The following is a 16,997-nucleotide window of genomic DNA, read 5'->3' as shown; positions in this document are numbered from 1 at the left end:
CCGGTCGCACCACACCCCCTCTCGGTTGTGGTTTCTGTGGCTGCAGGGTGTGCGGGCCTCGCCTGCCGCCCGCCACCCCCCCCCCCCGCGGCCGCGGTCACGGTGGCGGAAAGGCCGCGGCGGCGACGGCACGGCGGCGCGGCCGCGGTCGCCGGGGGAAGGCCCGGCACCCGCGCCGCCGCCCCCGGCGCCCGCCGCACGGGGACCGCCCCCGACGGGTGTGCGGACCTGTCGGGGGCGGAGTCTCGGGGGCCGGCCTGCGGTGGGTCAGGCGGCGACCGGGTGGGCCGGGTCGTACGCCTCGCGCACCCGGGCCTGGGCCGCCGGCCCGGCCGCGAGGTGGTCGAGGCCGAGCAGCGCGGCGCCCAGCACCGGCGGCGCCACGACGACCCGCGGCTCGGCCAGCGGCGCCGCCACGGCCAGGCGCGCCGTCAGGTTGTCGAGCAGCAGCGGCTGCCGGGAGGAGAGCACCCCGCCGCCGAGCACCAGCGGGGTCGGCTCGTCCAGCAGGTCCAGGCGGCGCAGCGCGACGACGGCGAGCCGGGTGATCTCGTCGGCCTGCCGGTCGATCAGCTCCAGGGCGACCGGGTCGCCGGTCTCCGCCACCGCGAACAGCACCCGGACGATCTCGTGCAGCCGCCCGAAGGGCAGGTGCCCGAGGTGGATCGCCTCGGCGACGGCGCCGGTGTCCGGCAGGCCGAAGTGCTCGGCGATGGCGCGGGCGAGCCCGGTCGGGCCGCCGCGGCCGTCCTCGGCGCGGACGGCGTGCCACATGCTGCTGACGGCGAGGCCGCTGCCGCCGCCCCAGTCGCCGGTCAGCTCGCCGAGGGCGGGGAACCGGGCGGTGCGGCCGTCGGGCAGCAGGCCGACGCAGTTGATGCCGGCCCCGCAGACGACGGCCACGCCGCGCGGGCCGTCGGTGCCGGCCCGCAGCAGGCCGAAGGTGTCGTTGACGACGGTGTTGCTGAGGCCCCAGGGGTGCGACTCCAGGGCGGTGCGCAGGGCGGCCTCCTCCACCGGGAGGTCGGCGTTGGCGAGGCAGGCGCTGACGTGGGTGGTCAGCACACCGCTGCGGAAGGTCAGCCCGGCAGCGGTGGCCGCCTCCTCGACCAGCGGCGCGAGGCCGGCGACGGCCGCCGCGCCACCGATCTTCTGCGGTGCGAAGCCGCCGCCCCGGGCGGCGCCGAGCACGGTGCCGTCGGCGCCGATCAGGGCGACGTCGGTCTTGGAGTTGCCCGCGTCGATGGCGAGAACGCCGGGCAGTAGTGGTTCGGGCTGGTGGGTCATGAGGTCCCCGCGGCTCGTACGTGGCCCGGCCGTTGTCCCCGGCCGGGGGTGGTCGGTCTCCTCGCGGCCCGGCGGGCCGTCGCCGCGGTCGGCGGCGACGGCGGCCGGGGGCGCGGGCCGGACGGAACGGGCACGTCAGGCCCAGGCGAGGTGCTCGCGGTTGTGGGCGAGCAGCCGGTCCGTCAGCTGGTCGGCGAGTTCGATCTGGCCGACCAGCGGGTGGGCGAGCAGGGCGTCGAAGACCCGGTCGCGGCCGCCGTGCAGGGCGGCGTCGAGGGCGAGCCGCTCGTACGAGGTCACCGCGGCGATGAGGCCGGCGTACAGCGGCTCGACGGGGCGCTGCGGCAGCGGGCGCACGCCGGCGGCGTCCACCTCGGCGGGCACCTCGATCACGGCGTCGTCGGGCAGGAACGGCAGCACGCCGTCGTTGCGGGCGTTCACCACCTGCACGGACGTCCCGCCGCCGGTGCCCAGCAGGGCGGCGATCAGCTGGACGGCGGCCTCGGAGTAGAACGCGCCGCCGCGCTGCCCGAGCAGCTCCGGCTTGGTGTCCAGGGCCGGGTCGGCGTACATCTCCAGCAGCTTCCGCTCGATCTCGGCGACCTCGGCGGCCCGGGAGCCCTTGACCTTCAGCTCCTCCACGACCAGGTCGTGCTGGTAGAAGTACCGCAGGTAGTAGGAGGGCACCACGCCGAGGCGCTCGACGACGCGCCGCGGCAGCCGGATGTCGTCCGCGATCTCCTTGCCGAAGCCGGTGAGCAGCTCCGGCAGCACCTCGCGCCCGGTGGTCGCGCCCGGGGCGTCGAGCAGGGTGACGCCGCGCTCCCAGGTGAGGTGGTTGAGGCCGACGTGGTCCAGGCGGATCAGCTCGGGGTCGACGCCGAGGTGCCCGGCGAACCGCCGCTGGAAGCCGATCGCGACGTTGCACAGGCCGACGGCCTTGTGTCCGGCGCGCTGCAGCGCCCGGGTGACGATGCCGACCGGGTTGGTGAAGTCGATGATCCACGCGTCGGGGTTGGTCCGGCGGACCTTCTCGGCGATGTCCAGCACCACCGGCACCGTGCGCAGGGCCTTGGCCAGGCCGCCCGCGCCGGTGGTCTCCTGGCCGACGCAGCCGCACTCCAGCGGCCAGGTCTCGTCCTGGTTGCGGGCCGCCTGTCCGCCGACCCGCAGCTGCAGCAGCACCGCGTCGGCGTCGGCGACGCCCGCCTCGACGTCGGTCGTCGTGGTGACCACGGCGCCGTGCCCCTGCTTGGCGAAGATCCGCCGGGCCAGCCCGCCGATCAGCTCCAGCCGGTCGGCAGCCGGGTCGATCAGGACGAGTTCGGCGATCGGCAGGGTGTCGCGCAGCCGGGCGAAACCGTCGATGAGTTCGGGGGTGTACGTCGAACCGCCACCCACGATGGCCAACTTCAGTGCGGACATCAGCCCTTGACCCCTGTCAGTGTCACGCCTTCGATGAAGGCCTTCTGTGCGAAGAAGAAGAGGACGATCACCGGCGCCATCACCAGCAGGGTGGCGGCCATGGTGAGGTTCCAGTTGGTGTGGTGGGCGCCCTTGAACGACTCCAGGCCGTAGGAGAGGGTCCAGGCGCCGGGCTTGTTGCTGGCGTAGATCTGCGGGCCGAAGTAGTCGTTCCAGCAGTAGAAGAACTGGAACAGGGCGACGGCGGCGATGGCCGGCTTGGCCATCGGCAGCACGACCTTGAGCAGGGTGCGCAGGTCGCCGCAGCCGTCGATCCGGGCCGCCTCGATGTACTCCTTGGGGATGGTCATCAGGAACTGCCGCAGCAGGAAGATGGAGAAGGCGTCCCCGAAGGCCATCGGGATGATCAGCGGCCAGAGCGAGCCGCTCAGCCCGAGCTCCTTCGCCCAGAACAGGTACATCGGGATGATGGTGACCTGCGGCGGCAGCATCATCATCGAGATGACGGCCATCAGCGCCAGATTGCGGCCCCGGAAGCGGAACTTGGCGAGCGCGTAGGCCACCGGCAGGCTGGAGACGATGGTCAGCGCGGTGCCGAGGCCGGCGTACAGCAGGGTGTTGCGCCACCAGGTGAGGAAGCCGGGCGTGTTCCAGACCTTGGCGTAGTTGCCCCACTCCCAGGAGGTCGGCCAGTAGTCCGTGGTGAGCGCCTGGTTGTCCGTCATGACGGAGGTGAGGAAGGCGAAGACGAACGGCAGCAGGAAGAACAGCGTGGCGGCGATGGCGAGCGAGTGCACGGCCACCCAGTTGAGCAGCGCGCGGCGGCGGGCGGCGCGGGCGGCGGCGGTGGGGGCGCCGCGCCGGGCGGGCCCCTTCGCGGGGGCCTGCGCCGTGAGGGTGGAGCTGAGAGTCATGATCGTGTCCTCACTGGGCCCTAGTCGTCGTTCGACATGAAGCCGGACTTGCGGCGGAGCAGGATCGAGGTGACCGCCATCGAGATGGCGAACAGCACCAGGGCGACGACGCACGCCGCGCCGTAGTTGAAGCGCTGGAAGCCGAGGTTGTAGACCATCTGCGGCAGGGTCCAGGTGGAGCCCTGCGGGTAGCCGGGTTCGAACTGCTGCCCGGAGTTGCCCGCGTTGCCGCCGGCCACCTTCCCGGCGACGATCGCCTGCGTGTAGTACTGCATGGTCTGGATGACGCCGGTGACCACCGCGAACATGATGATCGGCGAGATGTTCGGCAGGGTGACGAACCGGAACCGCTGGACCGGGCCGGCGCCGTCCAGTTCGGCGGCCTCGTACTGCTCCTTCGGGACGTCCAGCAGGGACGCCATGAAGATGACCATCAGGTCGCCGATCCCCCACATGGCGAGCATGGTGAGCGAGGGCTTGGACCAGGACGGGTCGGAGAACCAGCCGGGCTGCGGCAGTCCGATCTCGCCGAGGAAGTGGTTGACCGGGCCGGTGCCGGGGTTGAGCAGGAAGGCGAAGGCGACGGTGGCGGCCACCGGCGGTGCCAGGTACGGCAGGTAGAACGCGGTGCGGAAGAAGCCGGCGCCGGTCTTGACCTTGGTGATCAGCAGGCCGATGCCGAGGCCGAAGGCCACCCGCAGGCCGACCATGATGAAGACCAGCCAGACGGTGTTGCGCAGGCCCTGCCAGAACGCCGGGAGGTCGTTGAAGACGTAGTCCCAGTTCTGCAGGCCGGTGAAGGCCGGCGAGCCGAAGCCGTTGTACTTGGTGAAGGAGAAGTAGACCGTCGAGATCAGCGGGTACAGGAAGAAGACGCCGAAGCCGATCAGCCAGGGGGAGAGGAAGGCGAGGGTGCGGGCCGCCTCCCGGCGGCGCTTCCGGCGCAGCAGGTGCTGCGTGGAGGGCGCCGCCGGGTCGGTCGGTCCGGGGCCCTTGCGGCTGCCGAACGCGAGTGACATGGGAGCTCCGTGGGCCGCTGGCTACTTGGCCTGGGCGATGGCGGCGTCGATCTCCTTGGCGGTGGCCGTCAGGCCGGCCGGGAGGTCCTTCTGCTGACCGGACTCGTAGGCGTAGCCGAGGTTCTGCAGCGACACGATGTACGCGCCGCCGTTGACGCTCGCCGGCGTGGTGCCGGAGTGCTGGTTCTTGGCGATGTCCAGGAAGGTCTTGAAGTTCGCGTCGCTGATCAGCTTCGGCGAGTTGAGCGCGTCGAAGGTGCTCGGCACGTTGTGGATCGCGTTGGCGAAGCTGACCACCGCGTCGGTGTCGGTGGTCAGGAACTTGACCAGCTCCCAGGCGGCGGCCTGCTTCTTGCTGGTGCTGGCGATGCCGACGATGGTGCCGGTCTGGTAGCCGCGGCCGTAGGTGTCGAGCTGGTCGTCCGGCACCGGGAACGGCGCGGTGGCCCACTCGAAGTCGGGCTTGTTCTCGGCGAGCGAGGCGGTCCGCCACTCACCGTCGATGGCCATCGCGACCTGGCCGGTGTGGAAGGGGTTCTTGGCGCTGAACTCCTCGCCGAAGGTGGCGCGGAACTTGTCGAGCTTGTCGTAGCCGCCGAGCTTGTCGACCAGGCCCTTCTGCCAGGTCAGCATCGAGGCGATCTTGGGGTCGGTGGCGAGGTTCGACTTGCCGGAGCCGTCGAAGTAGCTGGGGCCCCACTGGCCGAGGAAGTGCTCGGTGGTCGACTCGTAGCCGTGGTAGAGCGGCATGAAGCCGAGCTGCTTGTAGCCGTCGCCCTCGGGGACGGTCAGCGCGGCCGCGGCGGCGGCGAACTCGCTGAAGGTCTTCGGCGCGGCGGTGATGCCGGCGGCGGCGAAGGCGGCCTTGTTGTAGTACAGGCCGAAGGCGTCGCCGAGCAGCGGCAGCGAACACTGGTTGCCCTGGTACTGCGTGTAGTTGAGCATCGCGGCCGGGAAGGTCTTGGCCGCGTCGATGTTGTCCTTGGCGAGGAAGGGCTTGAGGTCGGCGAAGGCCTTGGTCGAGCAGAACATGCCGACGTTGTTGGTGGTGAAGGAGGAGACCACGTCCGGGGCCGCGTCGCCGCCGGCCCGCAGCGCCTGGTTGACCTTGTCGTCGGCGATGTTGCCGGTCGTCTTGACGTGGATGTTCGGGTGGGCCTTCTCGAAGGCGGCGATGTTGTCGTTGATCGCCTTCACCTCGGAGTCCTGGCTCCAGCCGTGCCAGAAGCTGATGGTGACGTCCTTGCCGGAGGCGGAGTCGTCGCTGCCGCCGCCGTCGCTGGACCCGGTGCAGGCGGTGGCGAGCAGGGCCAGTACGGCGCTGCCGGTCACGGCGGCGATCGTCCGGCGGCTTCTGCGAGAGGTGGTGGAGTGCACTTCGAGATCCTCCTGGGGGCGCGCGGGCAGGCGTCATTGCCTCTGGTCCCGCGTAAGGGGGTTGGGGAGAGGTGTGCAGGGGCTTTGGTGCAGGGCTTCGGTGCGGTGGGAACCGGCGGTGGGCGGTGCGGCGGTGGCCGCGGTGGGGCGGCCTTCAGTGCGTGGAGAAGACCGCCTCGCGAGCGGCTGCCAGGGCGCGTTGCAGTGCGCCGAGCAGGACGGGTGAGCCGGGCAGGGCGCTGCTGCGGACCTCCGGCCGGGCGATCGAGATCCGGGCCAGCTCCTCCTCGACGAGGGCGCGCAGCCGCTCGCCGCCCGCGTTCGGCACGCCGCCGGAGACCACCACGAGCTCGGGGTCCACGACGGCGACGATCGCGGCCAGTCCGACGGCGAGCCGGCCGGCCAGCGCGGCGAGGAACTCGTCGCCGGCCCCCGGGGTCGCCAGGGCCTTGGCGAGCGACTCCTCCGCGCTGGGCGCGCCGAGCCCGTACTCCCGGGCCAGGGCCCGGACGGCGGGTGCGCCGGCCAGCTCCTGGAACCCGCCGGAGTTGCGGCGGCGGACGTCCCGCACCACCGGCGAGCCGGGGACGGGCATGTAGCCGACCTCCCCGGCGCCCCCGGTGAAGCCGCGGTGCAGCCGGCCGGCGATCACGATCGCCGCACCGATGCCCTCGCCGGCCCAGAGCAGGACGAAGTCCTCGAACCCGCGCGCCGCGCCGGAGGCCTGCTCGGCGACGGCGGCGAGGTTCACGTCGTTCTCGATCGACACCGGTGCGCCGATCGCCTCGGAGAGGTCCTGCACCAGTCGCGGCGAGTGCCAGCCGGGCAGGTGGGAGGCGTAGCGGAGCTTGCCAGTGACGGGGTCGGGCGCGCCGCCGACGCCGATCGCCACCGTGCGCAGGGCGCCCTCGGCGAGCCCGGCGGCCCGGACCGTCCCGGCGACGGCCGCGGCGACCCGGGTGACCGTCTCGGCGGCGGTCCAGCCCTTGGTCGGTACGACGTGCTCGGCCAGCGTGACGCCGGTGATGTCGGCGACCGCGATCCGGGCGTGGCTGTTGGTGACGTCCAGGCCGGCGACGTGACCGGCGGCCGGGTTCACCTGGTACAGCTGCGCGTTGGGGCCCGGGCCGCCGGCGGTGGTGCCCACCGGCAGGACGAGCCCGGCCGCCTCCAGGCGGGCCAGCAGCTGGGAGGCGGTGGGCTTGGAGAGGCCGGTCAGGGTGCCGATCTGGGTCCGCGAGAGCGGGCCGTTCTCCAGTAGCAGTTCGAGGGCCGCGCGGTCGTTGATGGCGCGCAGCAGGCTGGGGGTGCCGGCGAGGGGGGCCTTGGCGGATGGTCTGCTCACGACGCGGATCCTCCTCTCCTGACACGTCACGGTGATCACCGGGTGGGCTCGAAGCGAACTGTTAGGAAACTTTCCAGTCGCTTGGACAGGACCGTACGGTCCTCGTCAGGAGGGTGTCAATGGTCCTTCCGGCGGTGGATGCCGAAGCGTTACCGGGCAGCGCGAAGCCCCGCCCCCCGATGTCCGGGAGGCGGGGCTTTGCTCCGGTTCGCGCCGCGCTCCGGCGTCGTCGGCGCCCGGGTGCGCGGGGCGCCCGGGCCGGGCGGCGGGGCCGTCGGCGTCCGGGCGCCCGGGCCGTCAGGGCGCCTTGGAGGCGTCGTCGGCGGGCTTGACCGGAGCCGGTATCGGCGCCGTCGCGAGGTAGCGCGGCGAGGCCGGGTCGGCCAGCGCGGACGGCGGGGCGGTGTCGGCGGACGGTGTCACCGAGGCGGCCGTCAGCACCACCCCGGAGGCCGCCGCCCCGGTGGCCGCGGCGACGCCGGCGGCGGCCGGCGGCTCCTCCTTGACCTTGATCCCGGCCTGGTCGAACGCGGTCTTCAGCCGGTGCCGCAGCGCCCGGGCGACCGACAGCGCCTTGCCCGGGGCGGTGCGCGCCTCGACCCGCAGCACCACCGAGTCCACCGCTACGGACTCCACGCCCAGGATCGAGACCGGCGCCCAGACCAGCTCGTCGAACGGCGCCTCCTTGGCCAGCGTCTCCGCGGTCTCCTGGATCAGCGCCTCGACCCGGGCCAGGTCCTCCTTGTAGCCGACCTGGACGTCCACCGAGGCGGTCGACCAGCCCTGGCTCATGTTGGCGATCCGCTTCACCTCGCCGTTGCGGATGTACCAGATCTCGCCGCCCGCGCCGCGCAGCTTGGTGACCCGCAGGCCGACCTCCAGCACCGTGCCGGTGGCCACCCCGGTGTCGATCTCGTCGCCGACGCCGTACTGGTCCTCCATGATCATGAAGACCCCGGAGAGGAAGTCCGTGACCAGGTTGCGGGCGCCGAAACCGATCGCCACACCGGCCACACCGGCACTCGCCAGCAGCGGCGCCAGGTTCACCCCGAGCGCCGAGAGGACCATCAGCGCGGCCGTGCCCAGGATGCTGAACGACGCGACGCTGCGCAGCACCGAGCCGATCGCCTCGGAGCGCTGCTGCCGGCGCTCGGGATTGACCACCCCGGTGTTGGCCAGCAGCCCGCCGAGCCGGCCGGGCTCCTCGTCGGCCTCGTTCGGCTTGATCATCCGCGCTATCAACTGGGTGATCAGCTTGCGCACCACGGCCCGCAGCACCAGCGCCAGCACGACGATGAAGACGATCCGCACCCCGCCGGCCAGCCAGTCCTGCCAGTGCGAGTCGAACCAGCCGGCCGCCTGCTTGGTGGTGTCGCTGACCTCCTGCGCGCTGGTCGGGATTCTGAGGTCGAACTGCGGCAGCTGCGGGGCCGTGGGGCTCGGGGACGGGCTCGGCGGCGTGGACGAGAGCGTCGTGGACGCGTCGGCGAGGAGACCGGCGGCACCGGACCTGAACACGTGCGGGGACCTTCCTGCAGGGGGCGTGGCACAGCCCGCCGACGCGGAAGCACACCCGGGGCCTGCGGACCGTCCGCCTTAGCCTATCCGCCGTCCGGCCGCGCCCCGGACACGCCGGGCGGCCGCCGACCCGCCCGGCGGGAGCCGCTCCGGGGCGCGTGACCACGGTCCGGACGCCCCGTCAACGCCCCGGCACGCCCCCGGTCGGGCCCCCGGGCGACCGCCGCGCGGCCCCTGAGCGGTGCCGGGACGGCCCGCGCGCCGTCCGGGCGGCACCCGGGTGGCCCGCTGCTCCGAGCGGGCGAAGGGTCCTCCGGGAGGGCACCCGGGTGCAACCCGTCCTTCGCCCGGGCATATCGGGTATGACAGAACCCACACCCGGAGTTCACATCCGCTCCGTTACACAGGAGTGGTGGCGCCGTACAAAGGCGTAAGGCGACACTGGGGGAGATCACGCACCCGTTGCGCGATCGAACCGCTCGTCCCGGCGCGAGCCACGCGCCGCAGGCGTCCAAGGAGGCATCCGTGCCGCATGTCCTGGTCCTCAACGCGTCCTACGAGCCGCTCGGCGTCGTATCGATGCGCCGCGCACTCATCCTGGTCCTCAACCACAAGGCGGTCAGCCTGGAGGATTCGGGAGTCACTCTGCACAGCGCCACCAGCGCCCTTCCGGCGCCGTCCGTCGTCCGTCTGACCCGCTTCGTCCGGGTCCCGTTCTGCGGGCCGGTCCCGCTCACCCGCCGGGCGCTGTTCGCCCGTGACCACGGCCGCTGCGTCTACTGCGGGGCCGCCGCCACCAGCGTCGACCACGTCATCCCGCGCAGCCGGGGCGGCCAGCACCGGTGGGACAACGTGGTGGCAGCCTGCCGCCGCTGCAACCACACCAAGGCCGACCGCCACCTCACCGAACTCGGCTGGCGGATGAAGCGCCCGCCCGCCCCGCCCAGCGGCCTGGCCTGGCGCATCATCGGCACCGGGATCAAGGATCCGCGCTGGCGGCCCTACCTGGAGCCGTACGGCGGCGGCGACCAGCTGCACGCCCCGCAGTGGGCCGAGTACGAGCACCACGACCATACCGAGGCCGCGCACGCGCTGCCGCTCACCCGGGCGCACGGCGCCCACTCCGCCCCCGTCCGCCGCGGTGAGCAGGCCGAACCGCTCTCCGCCTGACCCCGCTCCACCAAGGGCTTGCCCGTCATATCTCCGGTACGCCTCATGGGCCGCCGCGCACCCCGTATCGGGGAGCGCGGCGGCCCGCCGTTCGAGGGCTCGTCACGGCGGGCGCGACCTCCGGGCCCGCCCGGCCGGCACGGCCCCGCGCGGCGGGCTCCGCTACGGCTTCCGCGCGGCCACGGCTTCCGCGTGGGCTACGGCTTCTGCGCGGCTACGGCTTCTGCGAGGGCGATCCGGACGGCGTCCCCGGTGCGGTGGTCGCGGGCGGGGCGGCCGGCACCGCGGGCGTGGCCGGTGCCGCCGGGGTGCCCGGTGCCGTGGCCGGCTGCCCCGCCGTCGCCGGGTCGGTGACGGCGTACAGCTCCACGCCCCAGAGCGAATAGCCGTACTTGGTCGCCCGGGCGACGCCCTGGACCCGCAGGAACTTCGCGTCCGGCGCGTCGAACCGCACCGTCTCGTTGCCGCCCTTGCCGTCGTCGACCGTCGCCACCGTCGTCCAGGAGACGCCGTCCGCCGAGGCCTGGATCTTGTACGAGGAGGCGTACGCGGCCTGCCAGTGCAGCACCGCCGCGCCCAGGTGGGCGGCCTTCGGCAGCTCCAGCTGGACCCAGGCGTCGTCCTTGGCGGGGGAGGACCAGCGGCTCTTCGGGTCGCCGTCGGCCACCGCCGAGGCGGGGAAGGCCGAGGTCTCGTCGGCCGAGGAGGCGGCCTTCGCGGTACCGGCGAGGTCCGGGCCGCCGGTCGGCGGCACCACGTGCACCTGCAGCACCTGCCGCACGGTGGTCGAGCCGGTCACGAACTGCACCGGCACCTGGTAGGTGCCGGACGGCGTCCCCGGCGCGGCGCTGACCAGCAGCGGCACGCCCACCCGGCCGCCGCGCGGCACGCTCACCCCGGAGGCCGGCGCCACGGTCAGGCCCTTGGCCACGGCCGGCACCTCGGTGCGCAGCTCGCCCACCGCGCCCTCCGGCCGGCCCGCCTCGACCATCGCGCGGGCCTGCACCGGCGCGGCCGCGCCGGTCACCACGTCCAGCGCGGCGTCGGCCAGGCTCAGCCGGGCGGCCGGGGCGTCCGCGTACCAGGGGATCACCTGGTTGACGACCGGCGGCTCCCCGCCGGGCTTCCAGGCCAGCCGGAAGGCGTCCGCGCTCTGGCCGCCGGCCGGCAGCTCGTTGTAGCCGGGCTGCACGGTGCCGATCTCCGCCCAGCTGCCGTCGGCGCGCCGCACCGAGACGGTGGCCGAGGCCCGCACGGTCGGGTCGGTGAGGACGGTCAGCCGGTCCAGCGGCCGGGCCGCGCCGAGCTCGACGGTGAGCGGCTCGTCGGCGGCGGTCGGCGCGGTGGCCGCCCGGTAGGCGGTGTCCGGGTTGCCGTCCAGCACGGCGCCGGCCGAGGCGCCGGGCAGCGCGGCCGGGCCGCCGGTGACGCTGGCCGGGGCCTCGTCCGGCGCGGTCACGGTGAACTCGCGGACCGCGACGGCGGTCTTCTGAGCGGCGGTGGCCCGCAGCCGGACCCCGCGCACGACCGCCCCGCCGGGCAGCTGGGCGGTGACGCTCTTCTGGTTCCTCACCTGGGCGAGCTGCTTCCAGCCGCCCTCGCCGGTGGAGTACTCCAGCACCCCGTCGTGGATGTAGTCGTCCAGCGCGTTCTGGCCGTCCGGGCCGCTGCCCCAGGAGCCCATCAGCACGGTGACGCTGCCGACCGGGCGGCCGCCGCCGAGGTCGAGGCCCACCGAGTCGCCGGGCTGCGGCGGCGCCGAGCTCCAGTAGAAGGTGTCGGCCACGCCGTCGGTCATCAGCGCCGGCAGGTGGTCGTGCGCGGTGCCCAGGGTGGTGGTCGGGGCGGCCCCGCCGCCGACCACGCCGGCCCAGTTGTCGGCGGCCCGCACGGCGCGCTCCAGGAACGGGCCGAGCACGCCCGCCCCGACCGTCGCCGGGCTCTGGGCGAGCTGCTCGCGCAGCTTGTTGAGCTCCACCCGGGCCCGCCAGGCCGCCGCGCCGTCGCCGCCGCGCTGGGCCAGCAGCATGTCCAGCGCCGCCTGGCCGGCCAGGCCGTAGTCGCGCAGCGGGGCCAGCCAGGGGCCGGCCTCGGCGGCCAGCGGGGCGGTGGCCGGGGTGGCGCTCAGGGTCTGCTGGGCGCCCGCCATCGCGGCGAAGGACTCCCGCAGCGGGGCCGCCGCCTCTATCAGCCGGGCGAGGTCGGGCGCCGCGCCGGCGTTCGGCTCGGCGGTCGCCCAGAACCGCTCCAGCAGCGGGTTGAGGTAGCCGGACTCCTCCTTGGACAGCGGCGAGGAGGAGCTGTTGCCGGCCAGCGCGGTGACGGAGGCCAGGACTGCCCCGGCCGGGGCGGCGGTGGCGCCGGCCGGGCCCGCCAGCGAGCGCAGCGCGGCCTGCCAGGAGTCCTCCGGCTTGTACCCGCCCGGGTTCCAGGCGAAGTCCCCGGCGGTGGCCAGGGCGATCCGCGAGGCCACCGGCTGCTCCATCGCACCGGTCAGCATGACGGCCGACCGGGTGGCGACCTCGGCGTCCCGGCCGGTGTAGGCGCCGAGGAAGAGCCGGTCCGGGTTGGCGTCGTTCACCGGGTAGTTGTCCATGGTGACCAGCGGGTGCCCGTACAGCTCAGCGGTCTCGGCGGCCTGAGCGCCCGTGATCTTCTCCGGGATCACCCCGACACCACTCCAGGCCACCTGCACGCCCGCCGGCAGCGCCGCCGCCAGCGCCTTGCGGTACGGCGTGGAGCCCTGCTGGTGGTACTCGGTCGGCACCACGGACAGCGGCGCCAGCCCCGGGTGCTTCGCGATCAGCCGGTCCTGCACCTTGGCCGCCAGCTCGGCCTGCGCCTTGGCGGCGGCGGCCGGACCGGTGCCGTACTTGGAGCGGTCGTCGCCGCAGTGCCACTCGTCGTAGGAGACGTCCAGGAACTGCAGCTGGAAGGCGGTGAAGCCGAGCGCCCGCAGCCCGTCCAGCTTGGCGACCAGCGCGTCCGCGTCCTTGGCCGAGCTGTAGCAGAACGACTGCCCCGGGTCGATCGCGTAGCCGGCCGTCACGTGGTTCGCGCCGGCCCGGGCGGTCAGCGCCTTGAGGTCCTCGGCCCGGGCCGCCGGGTAGGCGTCGCGCCAGCGGGAGAGCCGGTACGGGTCGTCACCGGGGGCGTAGAGGTAGAAGTTCTGCTTGGAGCGGCCCAGGAAGTCCAGCTGGTCGAGGCGCTGCTGCTGGCTCCACGGGGTGCCGTAGAACGCCTCCGCGGTACCGCGCACCGGTGCGCCGGACGGCCAGTCGCGCAGCGTGATCCCGGGCAGCCCGAGACCGGCCGCGCCCGGCGCCTGCCCCTGTCCGGCCGGTACGGCGGCCAGCAGCTGGCGCATGCTCTGCGCCGCGTAGAAGGTGCCCGCCTGGTCGGCCCCGGCCAGCACCACCACGCCGTACGTCCCGCCGCCCGGGGCCGGCAGCTGGCCGGCCGAGAGCACGTATCCGCCGGCCGGCATCCCCGCCGTGGAGGGCGCACCGCCGTCCTTGCCGCCGGCCGCCGCGGTCAGTTCGCGCAGCGCCCGGTCGACCTCGCCGCCGGCCTCCTCGGCCGGTCCGCCGACGTAGACCACCAGCGATCCGGCGGCCGGCGTACCGGCCTCCGCCTGCGGCGTCACCGTGGTGGCCCCGGCCACGCCCAGCACCTCGCGCACGGTGTCCACCGCGCCGTGGTCCGCCTTCGCCGAGGTCACCAGCGTCACCGCGGCGGGCACCGTGACCGGCCTGCCGGCCACGCTCTGCTCCTGCGGCCGCGGGAAGACCTGAGGGTTGCTCACACTGCCCAGCGGCGTCTGCGCCGCGGTGCTCACCACGTCCGGCCCGGGGCTGTAGGCGTACGCGGCCGGGCCGCTCACCAGCAGCCCGCCGACCACGGCCGCGGCCGAGAGCGTCGCCGCCACCTGCAGCGTCCGGCGCCGGCTCGGCGTCCAGGCCCGGGCCCGCTCGGCCCGCACCGACGCCAGCAGCGGCTCCGTGCCCTTGAGATCCGCGATCAGCCGGTCCGCCGTCCGCGGCGCCAGCTGACGGCACGTCCGCGCCGTCGCCCGCCGCGCCGCCAGCGCCGCCGGGTGCTGCAACACGTCCCGCAGCGCCGGACTCTGCTCCAGCTGCTGCCTCAACCGCCGCCCCGCGGCGACGGACACTCGGGCTTGCACAGGAGCCTCCTCGCCAGGCATCGACCACAACGCGCCAAAGCCCACCAGTTGGCCATGCCGGTGTCAACGTCACCGACGGGTATGCCAAGTTTGTCCTTTTTGTACTTTCATCACCCTCCTTCGCGGAACCCCGGCCCGCGTGCCGTCGCGGGCGCCCCCGCCGGTCGTCCGAGCCCGCCGCGCGGGCCCGGATGACGCACCGTCGGCGGGCGTCCCCGGCCCGGCCCGTGTGTCGCACCGGGTGACCGGGGTGTCACGCGGGTAGGACTGTGGCTGTTCTGACCGGGCGTTGCCGAGACATCGCAGGAGCCGCGAGTGGCCGCTTATCTCGACCGTGACGGAGCCGACGGCCTGGAGGTGCCCGCGCAGGACGCGCCGCCGCCTCCCGCCGAGCTGGTCGCGCTGGCGCAGGCGTACGGGGTGGACACGGCCCTCCAGCCGTCGGCGCGGACACTGGTGGCGGTGCTGGCCGTGCTGGGCGTGGAGGCGGGCACGCCGGAGGCGGCCCGGGCGGCACTGGAGCGCCACCGGGCCGGGCAGCGGGCGCGGTCGCTGCCGCCCTGCGTGGTGGTGCGGGCCGGGCGGCGGACGGCGCTGGACGCGCCGGCGGACGCCCGGCTCAGCGTCGAGCTGGAGGACGGCGGCGTCTGGGAGCTGCCGCGCGGGCACTCCCACTGGCTGCCCGCCGACCTGCCGCTCGGGCGGCACCGGCTCAGCGCGGTGACCGGCGGCACGCGCCAGGACGCCCATCTGATCGTCGCCCCGGAGCGGCTGCCGCAACTCGCCGGCCGCGGCTGGGGCTTCCTCGCACAGCTCTACTCCGTGCTCTCCGACCGCTCCTGGGGCATGGGCGACCTCGCCGACCTCGCCGAACTCACCCAGTGGGCCGGGAGCCTCGGTGCGGGCTTCGTGCAGATCAACCCGCTGCACGCGGGCCTGCCGGGCACCCCCTCCGACCCGTCCCCCTACCGGCCCTCCTCGCGCCGCTTCGCCGACCCCGTCCACCTGCGGGTCGAGGCGGTGCCCGAGCACGCGTACCTGACGGGCGAGCAGCGGGCCGAGGCCGAGGAGCTGGGCCGGCGCGCCGCCCGGCTGCGCGCCGAGGTGCTGGGCCACGACGGCCTGATCGACCGGGACGCCGTCTGGGCGCTCAAGCGCCGCGCCCTGGAGCTGCTGCACGAGGTGGAGCGCGGCGCGGGCGCCCGGGCCGCCTACGAGGCCTTCCGGCGGCGGGAGGGCGAGTGGCTGGAGCGGTACGCGCTCTGGAACGCCCTCGCCGAGATGCACGGCGCCGACTGGCACGCCTGGCCGAAGGGGCTGCGCCACCCGGACAGCCCGCACGTCGTCCTCGCCGCCGAGGAGCTGGCGGACCGCGTCGAGTTCCACCGCTGGCTCGCCTGGCAGGTCGACCGGCAGCTCGCCGCGGCCCAGCAGGCCGCGCGCACCGCCGGCATGGCCGTCGGACTGATCCACGACCTCGCCGTCGGCGTCCACCCCGACGGCGCCGACGCCTGGGCGCTGCAGGACGCGCTGGGCGGCGGCATCTCGGTCGGCGCCCCGCCGGACGCCTTCAACGCCCACGGCCAGGACTGGGGCCTGCCGCCCTGGCGCCCGGACGCCCTGGCCGCCTCCGGCTACGCCCCGTACGCGGAGCTGCTGCGCTCGGCGGCCCGGCACGCGGGGGCGATCCGGATCGACCACGTGATGGGCCTGTTCCGGCTCTGGTGGGTGCCGGCCGGCCACCCGCCGACCGAGGGCGCCTACGTCCACTACGACGCCGAGGCGATGCTGGGCGTGCTGGCCCTGGAGGCGCACCGGGCCGGCACGGCGGTGATCGGCGAGGACCTCGGCACCGTGGAGCCGGGCGTCCGCGAGGAGCTGGCGGCGCGCGGCGTCCTGGGCACCTCGGTGCTCTGGTTCGAGCGGGACTGGCAGGCCGAGGGCGAGATCCTGCCCCCGGAGCGCTGGCGGCCGGGCAGCCTGGCCACCCTGACCACCCACGACCTCCCGAGCACCGCCGCCCGGCTGACCGGCGAGCACGTGGAGCTGCGCCACCGGCTCGGCCTGCTCGCCAGGTCGCTCGACGAGGAGCAGGCGCAGGCGGCGGCCGAGCTGGCCGAGTGGCGGGCCGAGCTGACCCGGCTGGGCCTGCTGGCCGAGGGCGAGGAGCTCTCGGCGGCGGCGCTGTACCGCTTCCTGCGGGCCACCCCGGCCGAGCTGGTCGGCCTCTGGCTGCCCGACCTGGTGGGGGACCCGCGCCCGCAGAACCTGCCCGGCACCTGGGACCAGTACCCCAATTGGCGGCTGCCGGTCGCGGACGGCTCCGGCCGCCCGGTGACGCTGGACGAGCTGGCCGCCGCCCCGGCCGCACAGGCCCTGACCGGCGTTCTGCGGGCCGCCGGCGGGCAGGCCCGAAAGGCCGACCCCGCCGAGCGCGGCGACGTAAGCGGCGGGTAAGTTGAGCAGCGTGGACAAGAGGAACGCTTTGCGAGCCGGCGCGGTCACCGCAACGGTCACGCTGATGATGCTGCTGTCGTCGCCCGCCATGGCCCTCTCCCGGGACGACGGCGACGACCCGGGTAGCGGCCTGAGCGTCGCCCAGACCCTCGGCCTGTACGTGCTGCTGCCGATCGTGGCCTTCGTGGTCATCGCCGGCCTCGCCGGGCTGCCGTACGGCAGCAAGGACAAGAAGAAGTAACCGAGGGCTTCCACCCGAGCCTGGTACAACGCCCGAGGGGGCGCCGGACATCGTCCGGCGC

At 74.5% G+C, this 16,997-nt stretch carries 11 protein-coding genes; 3 read left to right on the top strand and 8 right to left on the bottom strand.

The genetic code is table 11. The features are described from left to right. Window positions 1-267 precede the first annotated feature (267 nt). From ACFWA9_RS32455 to ACFWA9_RS32425, 7 genes are all read right to left on the bottom strand, one after another. On the bottom strand, window positions 268-1,287 hold the full coding sequence (locus ACFWA9_RS32455) for a BadF/BadG/BcrA/BcrD ATPase family protein (protein ID WP_352293904.1): 1,020 nt from the start codon (window positions 1,285-1,287) through the stop codon (window positions 268-270). Between the two features lie 135 nt (window positions 1,288-1,422). Beyond that, a complete protein-coding gene (locus ACFWA9_RS32450; protein WP_380391985.1) occupies window positions 1,423-2,703 on the bottom strand; it encodes a 6-phospho-beta-glucosidase in 1,281 nt (426 codons plus the stop codon). Between the two features lie 8 nt (window positions 2,704-2,711). Further along, complete coding sequence (locus tag ACFWA9_RS32445) at window positions 2,712-3,626, bottom strand: carbohydrate ABC transporter permease (RefSeq protein WP_329489966.1); 915 nt, start codon at window positions 3,624-3,626, stop codon at window positions 2,712-2,714. A gap of 20 nt (window positions 3,627-3,646) precedes the next feature. After that, window positions 3,647-4,645, bottom strand: a complete 999-nt coding sequence (locus ACFWA9_RS32440) for a carbohydrate ABC transporter permease (RefSeq protein WP_380391977.1) — start codon at window positions 4,643-4,645, stop codon at window positions 3,647-3,649. 21 nt (window positions 4,646-4,666) lie between these two features. Next, complete coding sequence (locus ACFWA9_RS32435) at window positions 4,667-5,977, bottom strand: extracellular solute-binding protein (RefSeq protein ID WP_380391974.1); 1,311 nt, start codon at window positions 5,975-5,977, stop codon at window positions 4,667-4,669. A 199-nt stretch (window positions 5,978-6,176) separates the two neighbouring features. Then, on the bottom strand, window positions 6,177-7,367 hold the full coding sequence (locus ACFWA9_RS32430; RefSeq protein WP_329489969.1) for an ROK family transcriptional regulator: 1,191 nt from the start codon (window positions 7,365-7,367) through the stop codon (window positions 6,177-6,179). A 297-nt stretch (window positions 7,368-7,664) separates the two neighbouring features. Next, on the bottom strand, window positions 7,665-8,885 hold the full coding sequence (locus ACFWA9_RS32425; RefSeq protein WP_329489970.1) for a mechanosensitive ion channel family protein: 1,221 nt from the start codon (window positions 8,883-8,885) through the stop codon (window positions 7,665-7,667). 525 nt (window positions 8,886-9,410) lie between these two features. Between ACFWA9_RS32425 and ACFWA9_RS32420 the strand changes: the two genes are divergently transcribed. Beyond that, entirely contained in the window at window positions 9,411-10,055 is a 645-nt protein-coding gene (locus ACFWA9_RS32420; RefSeq protein ID WP_352293908.1) for an HNH endonuclease, read from the top strand. 214 nt (window positions 10,056-10,269) lie between these two features. Here the strand turns inward: ACFWA9_RS32420 and ACFWA9_RS32415 are convergent, their stop codons facing one another. After that, a complete protein-coding gene (locus tag ACFWA9_RS32415) occupies window positions 10,270-14,238 on the bottom strand; it encodes a beta-N-acetylglucosaminidase domain-containing protein (RefSeq protein WP_380391969.1) in 3,969 nt (1,322 codons plus the stop codon). A gap of 357 nt (window positions 14,239-14,595) precedes the next feature. Here ACFWA9_RS32415 and malQ point away from each other — a divergent pair, with 357 nt between their 5' ends. Both malQ and ACFWA9_RS32405 read left to right on the top strand, forming a co-directional pair. Further along, window positions 14,596-16,695 carry a 4-alpha-glucanotransferase gene (malQ, locus tag ACFWA9_RS32410; protein ID WP_380391982.1) on the top strand — a complete coding sequence of 700 codons (2,100 nt, stop codon included), beginning with the start codon at window positions 14,596-14,598 and terminating at the stop codon, window positions 16,693-16,695. A gap of 10 nt (window positions 16,696-16,705) precedes the next feature. Beyond that, window positions 16,706-16,936: a hypothetical protein gene (locus tag ACFWA9_RS32405; protein WP_380391966.1), complete on the top strand. Its 231-nt coding sequence runs from the start codon at window positions 16,706-16,708 to the stop codon at window positions 16,934-16,936. Window positions 16,937-16,997: the final 61 nt, after the last annotated feature.

It is taken from the genome of Kitasatospora sp. NPDC059973, from assembly GCF_042737525.1.
In the GTDB taxonomy this organism is placed as follows: Bacteria; Actinomycetota; Actinomycetes; order Streptomycetales; family Streptomycetaceae; genus Kitasatospora.
Note: the sequence above shows the minus strand (reverse complement) of the source record. Positions and strands in the feature narration are given on the sequence as shown.